The sequence below is a fragment of the Sphingomonas sp. BT-65 genome (assembly GCF_026107375.2).
Lineage (GTDB): Bacteria > Pseudomonadota > Alphaproteobacteria > Sphingomonadales > Sphingomonadaceae > Sphingomonas.
Genome location: NZ_JAPCIA010000001.1, coordinates 302,684 through 322,277 on the forward strand (window position 1 = coordinate 302,684; position 19,594 = coordinate 322,277).

Sequence of the window (19,594 nt, forward strand, 5' to 3'; positions counted from 1 at the left end):
TTCCCGGAACAACCACGGCGCGCGGGGAGGGTTCCCTTTACGTCACGAATTGCCCGGCGGCGGCGAACGGGATAGAGGCCCGCGCGACACCGTTGCGCCCAAGGTAGGGAGACCATTTCGTGACCGCAATCATCGACATCCATGCGCGCCAGATTCTCGACAGCCGCGGCAACCCGACGGTGGAGGTCGATGTGCTGCTGGAGGACGGCAGCTTCGGCCGCGCCGCGGTGCCTTCGGGTGCCTCGACCGGCGCGCACGAGGCGGTCGAGAAGCGCGACGGCGACAAGAGCGTCTATCTCGGCAAGGGCGTGCTCGAGGCGGTCGAGGGCGTCAACGGCGAGATCGCCGAGGAGATCGTCGGCCTCGACGCCGAGGACCAGGCCGACATCGATCATGCGATGATCGAGCTCGACGGGACCGAGAACAAAGGCCGCCTCGGTGCCAATGCGATCCTCGGCGTGTCGCTCGCGGTGGCGAAGGCGGCGGCGGATGCGCGCGGGCTGCCGCTCTACCGCTATGTCGGCGGCGTCTCGGCGCATGTGCTCCCGGTGCCGATGATGAACATCATCAACGGTGGCGAGCATGCCGACAACCCGATCGACTTCCAGGAATTCATGATTGTGCCGGTCGGCGCCGAGAGCCTGGCCGAGGCGGTGCGCTGCGGCGCCGAGATCTTCCACACGCTCAAGAAGAAGCTGCACGACAAGGGGCTGGCGACCGGCGTAGGCGACGAGGGCGGCTTCGCGCCCAACATCGCGAGCACGACCGAAGCGCTCGACTTCATCGTCGCGAGCATCGAGGCGGCGGGCTACAAGCCAGGCGAGAACGTGATGCTGGCGCTCGATTGCGCCGCGACCGAATATTATCGCGACGGCGCGTACAAGATGGTGGGCGAGGGCAAGACCTTCTCGTCGGCCGAGAATGCCGATTTCCTCGGCGGCCTGTGCGCCAGCTACCCGATCTTCTCGATCGAGGATGGCATGGCCGAGGACGATTGGGACGGCTGGAAGCTGCTGACTGAGAAGCTGGGCGGAAAGGTTCAGCTGGTGGGCGACGATCTGTTCGTGACCAATCCAGTTCGCCTGAAGCGCGGCATCGACGGGGGCTATGCCAACTCGCTGCTGGTCAAGGTCAACCAGATCGGCACGCTGACCGAGACGCTGGAAGCGGTCAGCTTGGCGCAGCGCTCGTCCTACACCGCGGTGATGTCACACCGTTCGGGCGAGACCGAGGACGCGACGATCGCCGACCTCGCGGTGGCGACCAATTGCGGGCAGATCAAGACCGGCAGCCTCGCGCGCTCTGACCGGCTCGCCAAGTACAACCAGCTGATCCGCATCGAGGAAGAGCTGGGCGACGCGGCGGTCTATGCCGGGCGATCGATTCTTCGGGCCTGATCGGGCCTTCGGGCTTGATCGGCGATTCGAGATGGGCGACAATTAACCATGGCACGTGCGACCCCGTTCAAGGCGATCCTCACCCGCGCAGGGCTTCCTGCCGTGGCGATCATCTTCATGGGCTTCTTCGCCTATTCGGCGGTGCTGGGCCCCAACGGGATGCTCACCTATGGCGACTATAAGCGCCAGCTCGCCGTGAAGCATGCCGAACTCGCCAAGCTCGAGAAGGCGCGGGCGGAGTTGCGCAATCGAGTCAAGCTGCTCGACCAGAAGGGCGCCGATCCCGACATGGTCGACGAGCTGACGCGCAAGAAACTCAACGTCGTCCACCCCGACGAGGTGATCGTTCCGCTCGATTGAGGCCGGGCGGCAACCGCCTCCGTGCCTTACGCGCGCGTCATCATTGCGCCTGGGCCGCGAACCGGCCTATAGGGCCGCTTCCATCTCTCCCAGGATGAGGGTCATCGTGGCAAAAGCGCCGGCAAAGAGCCGTAAAGTAGAACCAGCTGTAACTAATCGCGAACGTCCAAACGAACCGGAGCGGTACAAAGCCTCGAAAGAGCAATTGCTGGAATTCTACCGCCAGATGCTGCTCATCCGCCGGTTCGAGGAGAAGGCGGGACAGCTCTACGGCCTCGGCTTCATCGGCGGTTTCTGCCACCTCTATATCGGCCAGGAAGCGGTCGCGGTCGGCCTGCAGTCGGCGCTCGACGGCGACAAGGACTCGGTGATCACCGGCTATCGCGACCATGGCCACATGCTCGCCTATGGCATCGATCCCAAGGAGATCATGGCCGAGCTGACCGGCCGTGCCGCCGGCATTTCGCGCGGCAAGGGCGGGTCGATGCACATGTTCTCGACCGAGAAGAAGTTCTACGGCGGCCACGGCATCGTCGGCGCGCAGGTCTCGCTCGGCACCGGCCTCGCCTTCGCGCACAAGTATAACGAGGATGGCGGCGTCGCGATGGCCTATTTCGGCGACGGCGCGGCCAACCAGGGCCAGGTGTACGAGAGCTTCAACATGGCCGAGCTGTGGAAGCTCCCGATCATCTATGTGATCGAGAACAACCAGTACGCCATGGGCACCAGCGTCAACCGATCCTCGGCGGAGGATCAGCTGTTCAAGCGCGGCGAGAGCTTCCGCATTCCGGGCATCCAGGTCGACGGCATGGACGTGCTCGCCTGCCGCGGCGCGGCCGAGGAGGCACTGGAGTGGGTGCGCGCGGGCAAGGGGCCGATCATCCTCGAGATGAAGACCTATCGCTATCGCGGCCACTCGATGTCGGATCCCGCCAAATACCGTTCGCGCGACGAGGTGCAGGCGGTGCGTGACAACAGCGACCCGATCGAGGGCGTGAAGAAGGAGCTCGAAGCCGCTGGCGTCAAGGAAGACGAGCTCAAGGCGATCGAGGCCGAGATCCGCAAGGCGGTGAACGAAGCCGCCGATTTCGCCGAGCAGACGCCGGAGCCCGATCCGGCAGAACTTTATACCGACGTGCTGGTGGGGACCTACTGAGATGGCGATTGAGCTCAAGATGCCGGCGCTGTCGCCCACGATGGAAGAGGGCACCCTCGCCAAGTGGCTGGTCAAGGAAGGCGACACCGTGAAGTCCGGCGACATCCTCGCCGAGATCGAGACCGACAAGGCGACGATGGAGTTCGAAGCGGTCGACGAAGGCACAATCGCGTCGATCCTGGTCGCCGAGGGCACCGATGGGGTGAAGGTCGGCACCGTGATCGCGACGATCGCCGGTGAGGGTGAGGACGCCTCGCCCCCGGCGCCTGCGCCTGTCGCCAAAGCCGAAGCGCCTGCCGCCGAGCAGAAGGCCGCGGAATCCGAGGCCGGCGAGGATGGCGGCCCCAAGAAGGCCGACAGCGGCACCAAGCAGCTCGCCAGCGACAAGGCGGCGACCGTGGCCGACCCCGAAGTGCCGGCGGGCACCGAGATGGTGAAGACCACCGTCCGCGACGCGCTGCGCGACGCGATGGCCGAGGAGATGCGCGCCGACGCCCGCGTGTTCGTGATGGGCGAGGAAGTCGCCGAGTATCAGGGCGCCTACAAGGTGACCCAGGGCCTGCTCGACGAGTTCGGCGCCAAGCGCGTGATCGACACGCCGATCACCGAATATGGCTTTGCCGGCGTCGGCACTGGCGCGGCGATGGGCGGCCTCAAGCCGGTCATCGAGTTCATGACGTTCAACTTCGCGATGCAGGCGATCGATCACATCGTGAACTCGGCCGCCAAGACCAACTATATGTCCGGCGGCCAGATGCGCTGCCCGGTGGTGTTTCGCGGTCCCAACGGCGCGGCGAGCCGCGTCGCGGCGCAACACTCGCAGAATTACGGCCCCTGGTATGCCAGCGTGCCGGGCCTGATCGTGATCGCGCCCTATGACGCGGCAGATGCCAAAGGCCTGCTCAAGGCGGCGATCCGCAGCGAGGACCCCGTCGTATTCCTCGAGAACGAACTGATGTACGGCCGCACCTTCGAGGTGCCCAAGCTCGACGACTGGGTGCTGCCGATCGGCAAGGCGCGCATCGTGCGGCCGGGCAAGGACGTGACGATCGTCAGCTATTCGATCGGCGTCGGCGTCGCGCTCGAAGCCGCCGAGGCGTTGGCGGGCGAGGGGATCGACGCCGAGGTGATCGATCTGCGCACGCTGCGCCCGCTCGACAAGGCGACGGTGCTGGAGAGCCTCAAGAAGACCAACCGCATGGTCGTGGTCGAGGAAGGCTGGCCGGTCTGCTCGATCTCGTCGGAGATCGTGGCGATCGCGATGGAAGAGGGCTTCGACGATCTCGATGCGCCGGTAATCCGCGTGACCAACGAGGATGTGCCGCTGCCCTATGCCGCGAACCTCGAGAAGCTGGCGCTGATCACTGCGGACAAGGTCATCGCGGGCGTGAAGAAGGTGACCTACCGTTTTTCGAGATAGTTCTGCTCCTGACCCGCACATAGCGATGGCGCTACCCCCGCAACCTTGTTGATGCCGCGCGGATGGGTAGCGCTTGCGCCGCTGGTACTGTCGTCGCTGGTATTGCGGGAATCGCGGACCATCATCGACGCGATCTCATTGATTTCGCTCGATGGTGAGAGCGACGTCTTGACCAGGGGCTGATACCGGTAGCGGACCTCGACGAACATCGTAACGCCGTTCGTTGGCGCTATGACCTGGCGGCCGGTCGGACCGACACCCGTGACGCCCGCGCCGATGACGGTCGCGCTGTCGGTCTGTGAGCCGAAGGTGGAGGTCAGGTTTGTCTGGCTGCCTTTGCACCGCTGCCAGCGGATACGATAGCGGCCGGCCGTGGTCGCATGCGGCTCGACGCTTGAGATCGTGATATAGCCGTTGGCCAGCAGCGCCAGCTCGCCCGATTGCAGGTTCGCGCCGGTGAGCAGGTCGTTGATGTCGCTTTCGTAGATCTTCTTGGATTCGAGCTGGCTGCCCGAGCCCATCCGCGCCGCGTTGTCGGCCAGCTGCAACGCGATCTGGCTGACGCGCATCTTGGTGATGATGTAATTGGTGAGTTCGGCACCCGTGAGGCTCATCACCAGCACGACGGGCAGGCCAAAGGCGAACTCGAGCAGCGCCAGTCCGCTCGTGTCGCGGCCGAGTCGGCGCCCGCAATTTCCGATGAGGGACAGGAGCTGCTTCACGGGCAATTCCTCACGGTCGCCACGCCCTGGTCGCCATAAGGCTGGTTGCGCAGGATCGTCGATGCGGTGACCTTGGTCGTGTTCGAGCCCCCGATCACATTGTAGACAGGGAAGAAACGGGGATAGCTGACCGTCGCCGTGTATAGCACGGCGTCTTTCGCGCCGCCTTGGCTGAGATTGCCGCCGGTGGCGTCCCAGCGATTGTTGCCGTTGGTGTCCTCATAGGGCTCGCCCGGCGTGCCGCCCTGCGGGCCATCGCAGGTTCCGTTGCTGTTGGTGTCGGTCCACGGCTCGAACTGCGATGCCGCCGCATGTTCGTACCTGCGGTACCATTGCCGCGAAATCGTCACCGTGCCGTTGTTGGCCAGCGCCTTCACCTGTTTCCGCACCTTTTCGTCGAGCAGATCCTGCGTCGCGGTGACGAGTCCGGATTCGAGCGTCAGATCGCGTGCCGCCTTCTGCACCACGCCCTGTAGCGCGGCCCGCACGTACAGCGTGTGCGCCACGTCGAATGCGGCGAGCAGCATGAAACCCAACACCGGCGCCACGATCGCGAACTCGACGAGCGTGGCGCCGCGTTCGTGGCGGGCGAGCAGGCGAAGCCGGTGCGCGCCCTGGCTCACTTGGTAAGCCTCAGCTGCGAGATCTGGTCGGCGATCGACTTGAACGTCGTCTGGAGCGCACTGCCATCAGAGGCCGAGAAATAGCGGCCTTCCGAGGCGCATGCCTCGAGCCGATCCTGCGTTTCCTGGCTCTGCCCTTCGCCGAAGTTGATCACCCACAAGGTGATGTTCTTGTTCCGCACCCACTGGCAGATCGCGAGGAAGCGCAGGTTCACCTGCTCCTGCAGTTGCGCCTTGGTGGGGTTCTCAGGGGTCTGGCGGTGATCGAAGAAGGGCAGGCCATAAGCGGCGTAATCATAGGTATTTGCGTTGGTGTCACCGTCGGTCATGAAGATCATGTGCCGCTCGATCTCGCCGCCGTTCGGCGTGGCGAGGTTCTCGCTGCCGAAGATGCCGGTCGGCGACATCAGGCGTGCACCCCAGATGATGCCGATGTCGTGATAGGTATTGCCGTCCGGATCGAGCGAGTTGACATAGCCCTGGAACGTCGTCGGGTCGGTCCAGCTCTGGAGCTTGCGCGCCTCGGTGGGGCAGAAGAAGGTCGAGCGGTTGCCGTAGTCCGCGGTTGACGGCGAGATCGGGTCGACGGACCAGCCGCTGATATCCCCCTGCCCCCAACCATCCCAGCTAGTGGCGTCGTAGTTGGCGCCGTTGGTGTTGCCGCGCGTGAAGATCAGACGCGGCAGCGCGGGTTTCCAGCGCGATTCGTCGCTGTTGGGCACCATGTCGATGTCGAGGTCGATAGCCTCCGACGGAATCGGGTCGTAATCGGTGGTGGGAGTCGTCTCGCGCTCCTCGATGCACCCGGCCCAGGTGATCGTCGCCGCCGGAATATCTTTGCCACCCATGCCGGTCACCGGGTCGGCGATCGAAGTCGTATTAAGATCAGTCAACGAGCTTGGCATGGTGAAGCTGTTGTTCCAGCTGCTGCCACCGGCCTTAAGTCCTCTGACGTCGATTTCGAACTGGCCATAGTCCCAGGACGCGAACTTTTCTTCATAATAGGTGGTGGTGGTCGTCTTCTTGCGGCGGCAGCTCTTCCTGTCGTCGCCGCCGCCGGTCGACCGGTCGGGCGCGTTGCCCCAGCTCTCGGTCGAGTTCGATCCCCGCGACCAGCCCCATTCACCGTGGTCGCCACCATTGGTGGCGGTGCCGTCGCTCGGGAAGCTCGCCTCGACCGTAGGCGCAGGGACGGGACCGCCCGAACTGGCTGGCGTGGGGGTGAAGGAACCGAAGGCCTGGTTGTTCATGAACAGGAGGCAGTCGCTCTGGGTAAGCGAGCCGCCGCCATAGCTTTCCCAGCGTGTCTCGGTCTTCTGGGGCGGTACGGCCATGTCGGGCCTGCGCGTCTGATACGTCCACCGGTCCACCAGATAGTCGTTGGGCAGGAGCTTGCCCACGTTCACGGTGGTCGAATAGGGTACGAAACCGAACCGGATTTGCACCTGGCTGCCCGTGCCGCCGCTGGGTTCGTCGCCGTCGCAATCGGCATCCGGCACGTCGAGCCGCGCCACGATCTGATAGAAGCACTTCACCGCCTTGCGCAGCGCGGCGATGCGCGAATTCGCGTTGCCGTTGCAGCTCGTGTCGCCGTTCGGGCAAAAATCCATCGATCCGGTGGTATCGAGCACGAACATCACGTCGGTGTTCGGCAACCGCATCTCGGCGTCGCAGGTGACGGTGAGCGTTTCGTCGGCCCGGCCGAAAATGCGCATCAGCGTCATCGGCACTACCGCACGGGCATTCCCGGTCACCTTGCCTGCGGTCTCCGTGAAGCTGCGCCGCGTCGCCGGTTCCTCGAGCCTGGTCCCGTACGCATTGGCATTGAAATTCGCGTCGAAGAAACGTTCGGCCTCGCCGCGCGCGGCATAGGTGTTCGCGGACCAGCTGCCGCCGCCCATCATCTTGCGGCCCGCGAGCGCGCCGGCGTCGCAGGCATGTTGCAGGCGCGTCTTGACGATGTACATGCGGCTGATGTCCACGCCGCCGCCCACCATGCCCGCCAGCGGAATGATCGACGCCGCGATGATCGCGAGCGTGTTGCCGCGCGTGTCGCGGGCAAGTGATGTCAGCCAGGTTTGTGCGCTTCCCGCCGCTGCGCGCATGTTCATCGGTCCACCATCCCCCGTTCAATCGCGCGCTATGGAGCGGGTGCGGCTAACGCGCGCTGAAAGCGCATGGTTAACGCCGCGTCTACGCTGGCTCCGTTATGGAGAAGGCCGGTGATTTCCGATCCGGAACGGAGGATGATCCTCTCCTATGCGCCGACCGCTACGGCGCGCGGCGGGCTGGCCGCGCTGCTCGCGCTGGACGACAAGCTGGCGGAGACGGTGCGCACCACCAGCGAGCCGGCGCTGGGGCAGATCCGGCTGCAATGGTGGCATGACGCCCTGCTCGCGCTCGACACCGCGCCGGCGCCGCCCGAGCCGGTGCTGCAGGGGGTCGCGCGCGACGTGCTGCGGATGGGGCTGGCGGGGGCGATGGTGGCGGGGATCGCGCAGGCTTGGCAGGCGCTGATGCAGGCGGAGCTCGATGACCTCGCGCTGCGCACCTATGGCGCGCGGGGCCGGCGGATTTTCGAGCTGGCGGGCATATTGGCGGGCGCGTCGCCGGCCGATCCGCTGACGCTGGCCGGGGAGGGCTGGGCGCTGGCCGATCTGGCGACCGGGCTGAGCGATCCCGGCGAGGCGGCGGCGGCGCGGGCGATCGCCGAGAGCTCGCTGGCGCAGGCGACGGCGGCGCGCTGGAGCCGGAACGGGCGGGCGATGGGGGCGATGGCGCACCTGGCGCGGCTTGACCTGGAGGGCGTGGCCCAGGGATCGCCACGGCGCACGGCGCGCGCGCTATGGCATCGCATGACCGGCAAGTGACGTCTTGCTGCCGCCTGTGGAGACGCTAGCTTGCTGCCGTCCTGAGGGGGAGAGTCGGGCATGTGGCGCTATTTCGTGGGCGGTATCGCGGCGTTGCTGATGGCGGGGGCCGGGATTTTCCTGTTCAAGGGGAGCGCGACTCCCGAACCGGTGCCGCCGGCGCCCAAGGCCGCGCAGACCGCGGCAGCCGAAAGCGAAACGCAACCCGTGGCGGAGGTGCCGCGGGCGGATCGCAGCCGCGAGGAGAAGCGCTTCGATCGCGGCGACAAGGACCGGAACGGCACGATCACGCTCGCTGAGCTGCAGCAGCCGCGGCGCAAGGCCTTCGCCAAGCTCGACAAGGACGGCGACGGCAAGCTGTCGTTCGAGGAATGGACCGTGCGCACCACGACCAAATTCGCCGAGGCCGACAAGGACAAATCGGGCGGGCTGACCCGCGCCGAATTCGCCACCACCGCGCCCAAGCGGCGCCCCTCGGGTCCGCGCTGCGACTGCCGCGCCGAGGTGGCCAAGGCGCTGGCCGACGCGGCGGACGAGTAGGTCACGCTGCCTTGAGCCACGCGTCGAACGCGGCGCGGGCGCGGGCGGTGTACATGAGCTTGCGATCGGCCTTCTTGGTGCGGCCCTCGATCGGCGGCATCAGGCCGAAATTGACGTTCATCGGCTGGTAGGTCTCGACCTCCGCGCCGCCGGTGATGTGGCCGAGCAGCGCGCCGAGCGCGGTCTCAACCGGGGGCGGTGCGAGCGTATGGCCGAGGATCTCGGCCGCGGCGAAGCGGCCCGCGAGCAGGCCGATGGCCGAGCTTTCGACATAGCCCTCGCACCCCGTGACCTGGCCGGCGAAGCGGATATGCGGGCGCGATTTCAGGCGCAGCGTCGGATCGAGCAGTTCGGGCGAGCGGATAAAGGTGTTGCGGTGGAGGCCGCCGAGGCGCGCGAACTCGGCATTTTCGAGTCCCGGGATCGTCCGGAACAGCTCGACCTGCGCGCCATGCTTGAGCTTGGTCTGGAAGCCGACCATGTTCCACAACGTGCCGGTCGCGTTATCCTGGCGCAGCTGCACGCAGGCATAGGGCCAGCGGCCGGTGCTCGGTTGATCGAGTCCGACGCCCTTCATCGGGCCGTAGCGCAGCGTATCGACGCCGCGCTCGGCCATCACCTCGATCGGCATGCAGCCTTCGAAATAGGGAACATTCTCCCATTGCTTGAACTCGGACTTCTCGCCGTCGAGCAGGCCCTGGTGGAAGGCGAGATATTGCTCCTTCGTCATCGGGCAGTTGATGTAATCCTTGCCCGTGCCGCCGGGGCCGACCTTGTTCCAGCGTGACTGGAACCAGGCGACGTCCATGTCGATGCTGTCGCGATGGACGATCGGGGCGATGGCGTCGAAGAAGGCCAGGCTGTCCTTGCCGGTCGCCGCGCCGATGCTCTCGGCAAGGCCGGGCGCGGTGAGCGGGCCGGTGGCGACGATAGTGAGGCCCTCGCCAGGGAGCTGGTCCACCCGCTCGCGCACGATGGTGATGTTGGGATGCGCTTCGAGTGCCGCGGTGACGCCGTTCGAGAAATGGTCGCGATCGACCGCCAGCGCCGAGCCGGCGGGCACCTTGTGGACGTCGCCCTGCGCCATGATGATCGAGCCAAGGTCGCGCATCTCCTGATGCAGCAGGCCGACGGCGTTGCGCTCGGCATCGTCGGAGCGGAAGCTGTTCGAGCAGACCAGCTCGGCGAGGCCGTCGGTCTGGTGCGCGGGCGTCGTGCCGCCGCCGCCGCGCATTTCGGACAGCTTCACGCGGATGCCGGCATTGGCGAGCTGCCAGGCGGCTTCGGACCCGGCGAGGCCGCCGCCGATGATGTGGACCTGATGACTAGCGCTGGACACGGCTTGGTTGACACGCCTCTCTGGGCAAGTTGACAGAATCGAAGGGTGTCATGCGCGAACTTGACACGTGTCAGGCAGTGCCGGACGCCCCTGTCCAAGCCCTTACGCCAGGGTGGGGGTTGTAGGAAAAGGGAAAGTGCATGCGGGGGCTGTTCTGGATCGCGGTGCTGGCGGGGGCGAGTTACTCGCTGACCGCATGGGGCATGGTCGACGCGGGCGCGTGGCAGGCGGCGTGGAAGACGAGCGGCGTGGCGCTGCTCGCGGCCTGGGCGGCGAGCCGGGCGCGGAGCACCGATGGCTGGCTGATCGCGGGCGTGTTGGCGCTCGGTGCGCTGGGCGACCTGCTGCTCGAGATCGTCGACGGCTTCACTGCGGGCGGCGCGGCGTTCGCGGCGGGGCATGCGGTGGCGATCGCGCTCTATTTGCGCAACCGGCGGGCCAACCCTTCATCGAGCCAGAAGCTGCTGGGCTATGTAATCGCGCCGGCGACGGTGGGGATTTCCGCACTGCTCGCCGCACCGGCGGGGCAGGCGCTGCCGGTGGGCGCCTATGCCGCGTTCCTCGGCGTCATGGCGGCAACCGCGTGGACGAGCCGCTTTCCGCGTTATCGCGTCGGGATCGGCGCGGTGCTGTTCGTGGTGTCGGACCTGCTGATCTTCTCGCGGTTCGGGCTGCTCGAGGATTCGTTCGTGCCGAGCCTGCTGATCTGGCCGGCCTATTTCGCGGCGCAGGCGCTGATCGCGTGGGGTGTGGTTCAGACGCTGTCGTCGGACCAGCGGGTGCCGTAGCGGACGATCAGGGCGCAGGCGGAGCCAACGAAGAAGAAGAGGGCGATTATCTGCCATCCGCTATCCAGGTGCAGTAGGACAGGCATTGGCAACGCCATCAAGCCGCCGGCGATCGCCCAGAACAACGGGTGGCGGCTAGCCGGCCATTGGGCACCCAGGTTTCCCATGACGAAACCGCCGAGCAATATCGGGATAGCTCCAAGGATCACTCCGAACGGGATCGCGATTATTGCAGCTGGAATTATTCCGAGCAGTATTCCAACGACTTCGCCATCCTGTGGTCCGATGACGACCATCGCAATCAGCAGCGTCGTCAAAAAGATTGGGCCGGCGCTTAGCAGGGCGATTGCGGACCCGCGGGCATAACGGAAAGTCTTCATCCGAATTATCCTTCTGTCAGCTACGCGGGAGGGGCACCACCATCCGCATCCGCGCCGCCAGTTTGGGCGCGGCAGCATCCAGCCGGGCGGCGAGGCGGGGGAGGCGGCTGACGGGCACCGCGGGGTAGAGGTGGTGCTCGAGATGGAAGAACATGTTGTAGCTGACGAGGTTGAGCAGCCGTCCGCGCTGGGTGCGGGCGATGAGGCCGTCCTCGCAGCCATGATGCGTGATCCACACCGCGAAGAAGGCGGTGAAGCACTGCGCCGCCAGCATCGCGGCGATATGGTAGAGCAGCGGCGTCCACTGGCTGGCGAGCGCGGCGCCGATCACGAGGGCGTTGAGCGCGAGGTCGATCGCCATGCGCCGGCGCAGCTGCGGGCCACCGTGCCGCCAGCCATAGAGATGGGTCTCGACCGGGAAGCGCGGGCCGTAGAGCAATACCTGCCACAGCTTCATGTCGCCGCACTTGCCCTCGATATCGTCGGCGGTGCCGATCTTCGCATGGTGGTGGAGATGGTTGAATGCGACCGAGCTGTTGGAGCCGAGCATCAGCGCGCTGAGCCCATGCAGCACGCGGCGGTGGCCGCGCGGGCCGAAGCCGAGATTGTGGTGGATCGCCTCATGGTTGAGCCGCAGCGCGGTGAGGAAGAACATGAAGGTGGCGGGGACGGCGAGCAGCCAGAGGCCGAATTGCGCGAGGGTCAGCGACAGCGCCAGCCAGGGCAGGGGATGAAGGCACTCGACCACCCCGTCGCGCGGGCGCATCGTCACCAGATCGCGCCACGCGACACGGCGGAGCGCGGGATCGGCGGCGGCGGGATGATGTCGAGCCATCTTGTTTCTCCATTACTGGTATTTCTGTAGTTTCAGAAATTGATTGGCATGCGAGATGGGCCGTCGAGACGGGCGTGCGGGATCAGTCCTTGTTGCGGGAAGCGGGGATGAAGCGGGCGACCTTGCCGCCGAGCTTCATCAGCGTGACGAGCGTGGGCTTGGGCAGCACGCGGACCTGATCGTACCAGCCGCCGAGCGTGCCGATGAACTCATGCATCCGGCCGACGCGCTCGCGCACCTGGGGCGGGGCGGTCTCGTCGGCGGCCAGACGCGCGGCGAGCTCGCCGAGCAGCTGGATGGTGGGATCGACCTCGCGCCGCTTGCGCTCGGCGACGATGCGCATGAGCATCTCCCACAGGTCGGTCTCGGCGACGAAATGGTCGCGGCGGTCGCCCTCGACATGGACGCGGCGGACGATGCCGTAGCCCTGAAGCTCCTTGAGCGCAGTCGAGACGTTGGAGCGGGCGAGGCCGAGCGCCTCGACGATCTCCTCGGCATGGAGCGGGCGGTCGGCGAGATAGAGCAGCGCATGCACCTGTGCGACGGAGCGATTGACGCCCCATTGCGTTCCCATCTCACCCCAGTGGAGGATGAACGCCTTGGCGTCGGGATGTTCGGCGAAGCGGGTCATGTTGGTAATTTCTGTAATTTCAGAAATTGAAGGAGTCAACCATGATCGATCATCTCGGGATTCCAGTGGGCGATATCGCGGCGTCGCGGCGCTTCTACGAGGCGGCATTGGCGCCGCTCGGTTACAAGGTGATGGGCGAGGAGACCAACGGGCTCGGCAACAATGTCGTGCTGATGGGCGTGGACGAGGTGGATTTCGTGATCGCCGATGGCGAGCCGGTGAGCGACGGGGTGCATCATGCCTTTCGCGCGGAGAGCCGGGCGGCGGTGGATGCGTTCCACGCGGCGGCGCTGGCGACAGGGGGGCGGGACAATGGTGCGCCGGGGATACGCGAAGACTATCATCCGAATTACTATGCGGCGTTCGCGATCGATCCCGACGGGATGAACGTCGAGGCGGTGTGCCACAAAGCGGAGTGAGGGATGAAGGTCTTCACCATCGGCTATGAGGGCGCGACGATGGACTCGTTCCTCGCCGCGCTGGAGGGGGCGGGGGTGCGCCAGGTGATCGACGTGCGGCAATTGCCGCTGTCGCGCCGGCCGGGCTTCTCCAAGGCACCGCTCACCGCCGCGCTGAAGGAGCGCGGGATCGGCTATGTGCATCTGAAGGCGCTGGGCACGCCCAAGCCGGGGCGCGATGCCGCCAAGAAGGGCGACCGGGCGACGCTGAGGACGGTCTATGCCGGGCAGCTCGAATTGCCCGAGGCGCAGGCGCAGGCGGCGAAGATGCGCGAGCTGATCGCCGAGACGCCGAGCGCGCTGCTGTGCTTCGAGCGCGATCCGGGGATGTGTCACCGCACGCTGCTGATCGCCGCCGAAGGCCAGGGGATCGAGGTGGAAGACCTGTTCGCCGATGCGTGAGGTCTGCGGCATCCATGGCCTCGGCGCGCCGCTCGAGGATTTCGGGGTGCCGGGCGAGGTGCGGGTGCGGATCGGGGTGCGGGCGCCATCGGCCCCGCGTGACGGCGGAGGCTGAGATGGACCGGTTCACTGGCGGATGCCTGTGCGGCGACGTTCGCCTCGTGGCGACGGAGCGTCCCTATCGTGTCGGGATTTGCCACTGCCTCGACTGCCGCAAGCATCACGGGGCACTGTTCGAGGCGTCTGCGATCTTCCCGCGGGACGCGGTGACGATCGAGGGCGAAACGCGCGACTATGCCGGCCGCTTCTTCTGTCCCCGCTGCGGCTCATCGGTGTTTGGGCGTAGCGGCGACGAAGTGGAAGTGTCGCTGGGCGCGCTGGATGCGCCCGATCAGTTGACGCCGACCTACGAAAGCTGGGTCGTTCGCCGCGAGACCTGGCTCCCGCCATTTCCGCTCAGCCGGCACTATCAGCGGGATCGCGAGGGAACGGAGCGCTTCGAGGACTAGCCGGTCACCGGCAATTTGACCGCGCCGTCCGCGTCGCGTTCCAGCGGCGAGTAGGCGATCACGGCGTCGAGCGGGAGCGCGGCGTAGAGGTGCGGGAACTCGGCGCCGCCGCGCGAGACCTCCCACTTCACCGCCTCGCCCAGCGCGTCGAGGTCGACCGCGGCGACCCACAAATCCTCCTGTCCGGCGAAATGCTTGTCCACCGTCTCAGTGAGCTGGGCGTGCGCGGACATGTGGATATAGCCGTCGGCAAGGTCGACCGGCGCGCCGGCGAAGCTGCCGTCATGCTCGAGCGCATGCATCTGCGCGGCGGTCAGCACCTTGTAGGCGGTGGTCGGCTTCATTCGCCTCCTTCAGGCCCCTCGGCCAGGTCCTCGCCGGGCGTCGCGTCGGGCGTCGGCTCTCCAACGTCCGGACCGTCGGCGAGGTTCACTTCCGCCTCGTCCTCGGTCTCCTCGATCCGCGCGGCGGAGACGACATGCTCGTCGTCGGCGACGTTGAACAGGCGGACGCCGGCCGAGCCGCGGCCGATCACGCGCAGGTCGCCCAAGGACATGCGGATCATCTTGGCCTGATCGGTGACCAGCATCAGCTGGTGCCCCTTGGTCGCCGGGAAGCTCGCGACGACCAGGCCGTTGCGGGCGATGTTGTCGATGTTGGTGATGCCCTGGCCGCCGCGGCCGGTGCGGCGATACTCATAGGCCGACGAGAGCTTGCCATAGCCATTGGCGCAGACGGTGAGGATGAACTGCTCGCGGTCCTTGAGCTCTTCATAGCGCGCGTCGTCCATCCGCCGTGGCTGGCGGGTGCCCTCGGTATCCTCGCCCTTCCACGGCGCGTGGCGGAGGTAGTCCTCGCGCTCGTCCTGGTCGGTGATGCCGGCGCGGTGGAGGATCGAGAGCGAGATGACCTCATCGTCCTTTCCGAGGCGCATGCCGCGCACGCCGGTGGAGTTGCGGCTCTGGAATTCGCGCACATCGTCGCCCGGGAAGCGGATCGCCTTGCCCTGGCGCGTGGCGAGCAGCACGTCGTCGGCCTCGTCGAGCAGCGCCACGCCGATCAGCCGGTCGTCCTCGTCCTCGCCTTCGAACTTCATCGCGATCTTGCCGTTCGAGGGGACGTTGGTGAACGCATCCATCGAGTTGCGGCGCACCGAGCCTCTGGCGGTCGCGAACATGACGTGGAGCTTGCCCCATTCCGCCTCGTCCTCGGGCAGCGGGAGCACGGTCGAGATCGTCTCGCCCGCGGCGAGCGGGAGCAGGTTGATCATCGGGCGGCCGCGGGTGTTGGCGCCGCCCTCGGGCAGGCGCCACACCTTCATGCGATAGACCTTGCCCAGCGTCGAGAAGAACAGCACCGGCGTGTGGGTCGAGGTCACGAACAGCTCGGTGACCGCATCCTCGTCCTTGGTCGCCATGCCGGCGCGGCCCTTGCCGCCGCGGCCCTGCGCGCGGAAGGTGTCGAGGCTGGTGCGTTTGATATAGCCCTGGACCGTGACGGTCACGACCATGTCCTCGCGCTCGATCAGGTCTTCGTCCTCGATCCCGTCGGCGGCGGCGGCGATCTCGGTGCGGCGCGGGGTGGCGTATTGGTCGCGGACGGCGACCAGCTCCTCGCGCAGCACTTCGTAGAGCTTGGCGCGGTTGGCGAGGATCTCGAGCAGATCGGCGATCGAATCGGCCAGCTCGCGCAGCTCGTCGCCGATCTCGTCGCGGCCGAGCGCGGTGAGGCGGTGCAGGCGCAGGTCGAGGATCGCGCGGACCTGGAGGTCGGAGAGGCGATAGCTGTCGCCCGACACCTCGGTCTCGACCGCTTCGACGAGGCGGATGTACGGCGCAATCTCGGCGATCGGCCATTCGCGCATGAGGAGCGCCTCGCGCGCCGCCACCGGGCTCGACGAGCTGCGGATGATGCGCACCACCTCGTCGAGGTTGGTCACCGCGATGACCAGGCCGAGCAAGATGTGCGCACGGTCGCGCGCCTTGGCGAGCTCGAACTTCGAGCGGCGGGTGATGACCTGTTCGCGGAACTTGACGAACGCCTCGACGATGTCGCGCAGGTTGAGCAGCTCGGGGCGGCCGCCGCGGATCGCGAGCATGTTGGCGGGGAAGCTCGACTGCGCCGGGGTGTTGCGCCAGATCTGGTTGAGCACGACCTCAGGGGTTGCGTCGCGCTTCAGGTCGATGACGATGCGCACGCCCTCGCGGCTCGACTCGTCGCGGATGTCACTGACGCCGTCGACTCGCTTCTCCTTGGCGGCTTCGGCGATCTTCTCGACCAGCGCGTTCTTGCCCTGCTGATAGGGAATCTCGGTGAGCACGATCGAGCGGCGCTCGCCACGCTGCTCGAAGCTGTGGCGGCTGCGCACGATGATCGAGCCGCGCCCGGTCTGATAGGCGCTGCGGCAGCCCGAACGGCCGAGAATCAGCGCGCCGGTGGGGAAATCCGGCCCCGGCACGATCTCCATCAGCTCCTCGACCGTGACCGCGCCATTGTCCATGTACGCGAGACATGCGTCGATCACTTCGCCGAGATTGTGCGGCGGGATGTTGGTCGCCATGCCGACCGCGATGCCGCCGGCGCCGTTGACCAGCAAATTGGGGTAGCGCGCGGGGAGGACGGTGGGCTCGCTCTCGGAGCCGTCGTAATTGTCCTGGAAGTCGACCGTGTCCTTGTCGATGTCGTCGAGCAGCGACATCGCGACCTTGGCGAGGCGCGCCTCGGTATAGCGCATCGCCGCGGGCGGATCGGGATCCATCGAACCGAAATTGCCTTGGCCGTCGATCAGCGGCACCCGCATCGCCCAATCCTGGGCCATGCGCGCCATCGCGTCATAGATCGAGCTGTCGCCGTGCGGGTGATATTTACCCATCACGTCACCGACCAGGCGGGCCGACTTGCGATAGGCGCGGCCGGGAAGATAGCCGCCCTCCTGCGCCGCATAGAGGATTCGGCGGTGAACCGGCTTCAGGCCGTCGCGGACGTCGGGCAGGGCGCGCGCCACGATCACGCTCATCGCGTAATCGAGGTACGAGGTCTTCATCTCGTCGACGATCGAGATGGGGGTGATATCGGAAGGGTCCGCGAGGACGGTCTCGTCGGTCAAGTGCTGGTGCTTTCGAAGGGTTGTTTCAGAGTTGTGACCGCTCTAGCGGGGCGGGGACCACCTGCCAACCCCGCGCGCATGCACACGCGCGTACGCGTGCGCGCGTGGGTGGCGTGACGTGCTCCGATGGAGCCAAGACGTTCAATATGCGTTCAGCGAGCCGATGCGAGGGGCAAAACGACGCACTGCGCCTTGACCCGGCGAGGCGGATTACTAGAGCGGTTGCGCCCCTTTTTGCTACGCTGACCCCCTGCGTAAGGAGAGTCCTGAATGAAGTCTGTCTCGAAAGTCGCGCTGTCCGCGGCGATCGTTCTCGGCATGCCCGTCCTCTTCGCCACCGCCCCGGCCGCGGCGCAGAAGAAGGAAAAGGAAGAAGCCGCGCAGCTCAAGATGAGCGCCAACTACCGCAAGGCCGCGGTCGAGGCACAGGAGGCCGCCAAAGGCACCGACCTGGCGCTTGAGGAAACGAAGCTCGCCGCGCTCGAGGCGCTCGCCGTCAATCCTGACGAGAAATTCCTCGCGGCGCGGATGCGCTACGATCTCGAAACCAAGAAGAAGAGCAACACCGGCCGCGGCGCCGCGCTCGACACGCTGATCGCGAGCGGCAAGATCGCCGGCCCGGACCTCGGCAACCTCCACTTCCTGCGCGGCCAGCTGCTGGCGCAGGACAAGAAATATGCCGAGGCGCTGCCGCACTATGCCAAGGCGCGCGAACTCGGCTCCAACCAGCCCGATCTGCCGCTGCAGCGTGCGGTGGCGCAGCTCCAGACCAAGGATGTGAACGGCGGCGTCGCCTCGCTCGACGAAGCGATCAAGGCGCGCGAAGCGGCCGGCCAGAAGGCGCCGGAGAACTGGTACAAGATTGCGGTGTCCGAGCTCTACCGCTCGGGCAACAAGGATGCCGCTGCGCTCTGGATCAACAAGCAGATCGCCGCCTATCCCGGCCCCGACGCTTGGCGCTCGTCGCTGCTCATCTATCTCGAGCAGATCCAGGCCAAGGGCGTCACGCTCGATCCCGACCAGCGGCTCGACGTGCTGCGCCTGATGCGCGCGGCCAAGGCGATGGGCGGTGAGAACGATTATCTCCAGTACGCCGATGTCGCGCAGCGCCGCGGGCTGCCGGGCGAGGTCAAGTCGGTGATCGAGGAGGGTCGCGCGAGCGGCAAGGTCACCAAGACCAACACCCAGATCAACCAGCTCTATACGACCGCAGACAAGCAGGAAAAGGCGGAAGTCTCGCTGGCCGGCGAGGAGAAGAAGGCAGCGGCTGCGGCCAACGGCAGCGTCGCGATGCAGACGGCCGACGCGTATCTCGGCCAGCGCAACTATCCCAAGGCGATCGAGCTGTACCGGCTGGCGCTGCAGAAGGGCAGCGTGGACGCCAATGTGGTGAACACGCGCCTCGGCATCGCGCTGGCGCTGTCGGGCCAGAAGGCCGAGGCGAAGACGGCATTCGGCGCCGTCACCGGCACCCCGCGCGCCGACATCGCGCGCTTCTGGTCGACCTGGATGGATCTGCCCGCGGCCTGAGACCTGGCCGCGCGGAAACGAAGAGGGGCGGCCGGCGCGCCGCCCCTTTTTGCGTCAGGGCTCGACCGGGACCCCGGGGAGCGACTTGGACGAGCGGATCGTGAGCGAGGTGCGGACGTGCGCCACGTTGGGCGCGGTCGTCAGCCGCGTCGTCAGGAACTGCTGGAAGCTGGAGAGATCCCTGGCGACGATCTTGAGGATGAAGTCGATGTCGCCGTTGAGCATATAGCATTCGCGGATCTCGGGGATCTCGGCGACATGCGCCTCGAACGCCTCGAGGTCGGTCTCGGCCTGGCTCTTGAGACTGACCATTGCGAAGACGGTGATGGTGTAGCCCAGCCACACCGGATCGAGATCGGCGTGATACCCGCGAATCGCGCCCTTCTCCTCGAGCGTGCGGACGCGGCGCAGGCAGGGCGGCGCGGTCAGGCCGACCCGGTCGGCCAGATCGACGTTGGTCATCCGGCCATCGGCCTGTAGATGCGCCATGATCTGCCGGTCGATCTCGTCAAACGCCATTCGTCTTCC

At 66.5% G+C, this 19,594-nt stretch carries 22 protein-coding genes; 12 read left to right on the top strand and 10 right to left on the bottom strand.

Going from position 1 to position 19,594, the window contains the following annotated elements; genetic code table 11:
- The first annotated feature begins 119 nt into the window (after positions 1-119).
- The 4 genes from eno to OK349_RS01495 all read left to right on the top strand — a co-directional run bounded on the left by eno (position 120) and on the right by OK349_RS01495 (position 4,333).
- Positions 120-1,397, top strand: a complete 1,278-nt coding sequence (eno, locus tag OK349_RS01480; protein ID WP_265116063.1) for a phosphopyruvate hydratase — start codon at positions 120-122, stop codon at positions 1,395-1,397.
- Positions 1,398-1,445: 48 nt separating this feature from the next.
- Positions 1,446-1,757, top strand: a complete 312-nt coding sequence (locus tag OK349_RS01485) for an FtsB family cell division protein (RefSeq protein WP_265116064.1) — start codon at positions 1,446-1,448, stop codon at positions 1,755-1,757.
- Between the two features lie 94 nt (positions 1,758-1,851).
- Entirely contained in the window at positions 1,852-2,913 is a 1,062-nt protein-coding gene (gene pdhA, locus OK349_RS01490) for a pyruvate dehydrogenase (acetyl-transferring) E1 component subunit alpha (RefSeq protein ID WP_372340529.1), read from the top strand.
- Between the two features lies 1 nt (position 2,914).
- Positions 2,915-4,333 carry a pyruvate dehydrogenase complex E1 component subunit beta gene (locus OK349_RS01495; protein WP_265116066.1) on the top strand — a complete coding sequence of 473 codons (1,419 nt, stop codon included), beginning with the start codon at positions 2,915-2,917 and terminating at the stop codon, positions 4,331-4,333.
- Here OK349_RS01495 and OK349_RS01500 read toward each other — a convergent pair.
- From OK349_RS01500 to OK349_RS01510, 3 genes are read right to left on the bottom strand one after another with little or no spacing between them, the layout of a single operon-like run.
- Complete coding sequence (locus OK349_RS01500; RefSeq protein WP_265116067.1) at positions 4,315-5,055, bottom strand: TadE/TadG family type IV pilus assembly protein; 741 nt, start codon at positions 5,053-5,055, stop codon at positions 4,315-4,317. The two genes, OK349_RS01495 and OK349_RS01500, sit on opposite strands and share 19 nt — an antisense overlap.
- A complete protein-coding gene (locus OK349_RS01505; protein ID WP_265116068.1) occupies positions 5,052-5,678 on the bottom strand; it encodes a TadE/TadG family type IV pilus assembly protein in 627 nt (208 codons plus the stop codon). Before OK349_RS01505 ends, OK349_RS01500 begins: the two co-directional genes overlap by 4 nt.
- Positions 5,675-7,789, bottom strand: a complete 2,115-nt coding sequence (locus tag OK349_RS01510) for a TadE/TadG family type IV pilus assembly protein (protein WP_265116069.1) — start codon at positions 7,787-7,789, stop codon at positions 5,675-5,677. The genes OK349_RS01505 and OK349_RS01510 overlap by 4 nt, the downstream gene beginning before the upstream one ends.
- 135 nt (positions 7,790-7,924) lie before the next feature.
- On the opposite strand from OK349_RS01510, the gene OK349_RS01515 reads away from it, so the two are divergent.
- A complete protein-coding gene (locus OK349_RS01515; RefSeq protein ID WP_265116070.1) occupies positions 7,925-8,548 on the top strand; it encodes a hypothetical protein in 624 nt (207 codons plus the stop codon).
- A 60-nt stretch (positions 8,549-8,608) separates the two neighbouring features.
- Positions 8,609-9,088 carry an EF-hand domain-containing protein gene (locus tag OK349_RS01520; protein ID WP_265116071.1) on the top strand — a complete coding sequence of 160 codons (480 nt, stop codon included), beginning with the start codon at positions 8,609-8,611 and terminating at the stop codon, positions 9,086-9,088.
- 1 nt (position 9,089) lies between these two features.
- Here the strand turns inward: OK349_RS01520 and trmFO are convergent, their stop codons facing one another.
- Positions 9,090-10,427 carry a methylenetetrahydrofolate--tRNA-(uracil(54)-C(5))-methyltransferase (FADH(2)-oxidizing) TrmFO gene (gene trmFO, locus OK349_RS01525; protein WP_265116072.1) on the bottom strand — a complete coding sequence of 446 codons (1,338 nt, stop codon included), beginning with the start codon at positions 10,425-10,427 and terminating at the stop codon, positions 9,090-9,092.
- 140 nt (positions 10,428-10,567) lie between these two features.
- Here trmFO and OK349_RS01530 point away from each other — a divergent pair, with 140 nt between their 5' ends.
- Positions 10,568-11,215 carry a lysoplasmalogenase gene (locus tag OK349_RS01530; RefSeq protein ID WP_265116073.1) on the top strand — a complete coding sequence of 216 codons (648 nt, stop codon included), beginning with the start codon at positions 10,568-10,570 and terminating at the stop codon, positions 11,213-11,215.
- Here the strand turns inward: OK349_RS01530 and OK349_RS01535 are convergent.
- From OK349_RS01535 to OK349_RS01545, 3 genes are all read right to left on the bottom strand, one after another.
- On the bottom strand, positions 11,182-11,595 hold the full coding sequence (locus tag OK349_RS01535) for a hypothetical protein (RefSeq protein WP_265116074.1): 414 nt from the start codon (positions 11,593-11,595) through the stop codon (positions 11,182-11,184). The genes OK349_RS01530 and OK349_RS01535 overlap by 34 nt on opposite strands.
- Before the next feature lie 16 nt (positions 11,596-11,611).
- Positions 11,612-12,430, bottom strand: a complete 819-nt coding sequence (locus OK349_RS01540; protein ID WP_265116075.1) for a fatty acid desaturase — start codon at positions 12,428-12,430, stop codon at positions 11,612-11,614.
- An 82-nt stretch (positions 12,431-12,512) separates the two neighbouring features.
- Complete coding sequence (locus OK349_RS01545) at positions 12,513-13,061, bottom strand: GbsR/MarR family transcriptional regulator (protein WP_265116076.1); 549 nt, start codon at positions 13,059-13,061, stop codon at positions 12,513-12,515.
- Between the two features lie 41 nt (positions 13,062-13,102).
- Here OK349_RS01545 and OK349_RS01550 point away from each other — a divergent pair, with 41 nt between their 5' ends.
- The 4 genes from OK349_RS01550 to OK349_RS01565 are packed head-to-tail and all read left to right on the top strand — an operon-like array spanning position 13,103 to position 14,430.
- A complete protein-coding gene (locus OK349_RS01550; RefSeq protein ID WP_265116077.1) occupies positions 13,103-13,480 on the top strand; it encodes a VOC family protein in 378 nt (125 codons plus the stop codon).
- Positions 13,481-13,483: 3 nt separating this feature from the next.
- Positions 13,484-13,921, top strand: coding sequence for a DUF488 domain-containing protein (locus OK349_RS01555; protein ID WP_265116078.1), 438 nt, complete (start codon positions 13,484-13,486; stop codon positions 13,919-13,921).
- Positions 13,914-14,036: a hypothetical protein gene (locus OK349_RS01560; RefSeq protein ID WP_265116079.1), complete on the top strand. Its 123-nt coding sequence runs from the start codon at positions 13,914-13,916 to the stop codon at positions 14,034-14,036. The genes OK349_RS01555 and OK349_RS01560 overlap by 8 nt, the downstream gene beginning before the upstream one ends.
- A gap of 1 nt (position 14,037) precedes the next feature.
- A complete protein-coding gene (locus OK349_RS01565; protein ID WP_265116080.1) occupies positions 14,038-14,430 on the top strand; it encodes a GFA family protein in 393 nt (130 codons plus the stop codon).
- On the opposite strand, the gene OK349_RS01570 is transcribed toward OK349_RS01565, so the two are convergent.
- Positions 14,427-14,774: a DUF952 domain-containing protein gene (locus OK349_RS01570; protein WP_265116081.1), complete on the bottom strand. Its 348-nt coding sequence runs from the start codon at positions 14,772-14,774 to the stop codon at positions 14,427-14,429. The genes OK349_RS01565 and OK349_RS01570 overlap by 4 nt on opposite strands.
- Positions 14,771-17,536 carry a DNA gyrase subunit A gene (gene gyrA / locus OK349_RS01575; RefSeq protein WP_265116082.1) on the bottom strand — a complete coding sequence of 922 codons (2,766 nt, stop codon included), beginning with the start codon at positions 17,534-17,536 and terminating at the stop codon, positions 14,771-14,773. The genes OK349_RS01570 and gyrA overlap by 4 nt, the downstream gene beginning before the upstream one ends.
- Before the next feature lie 270 nt (positions 17,537-17,806).
- Here gyrA and OK349_RS01580 point away from each other — a divergent pair, with 270 nt between their 5' ends.
- Positions 17,807-19,066, top strand: a complete 1,260-nt coding sequence (locus OK349_RS01580) for a tetratricopeptide repeat protein (RefSeq protein WP_265116083.1) — start codon at positions 17,807-17,809, stop codon at positions 19,064-19,066.
- A 54-nt stretch (positions 19,067-19,120) separates the two neighbouring features.
- Here OK349_RS01580 and OK349_RS01585 read toward each other — a convergent pair whose 3' ends face one another.
- Complete coding sequence (locus OK349_RS01585) at positions 19,121-19,585, bottom strand: Lrp/AsnC family transcriptional regulator (protein WP_265116084.1); 465 nt, start codon at positions 19,583-19,585, stop codon at positions 19,121-19,123.
- Positions 19,586-19,594 lie beyond the last annotated feature (9 nt).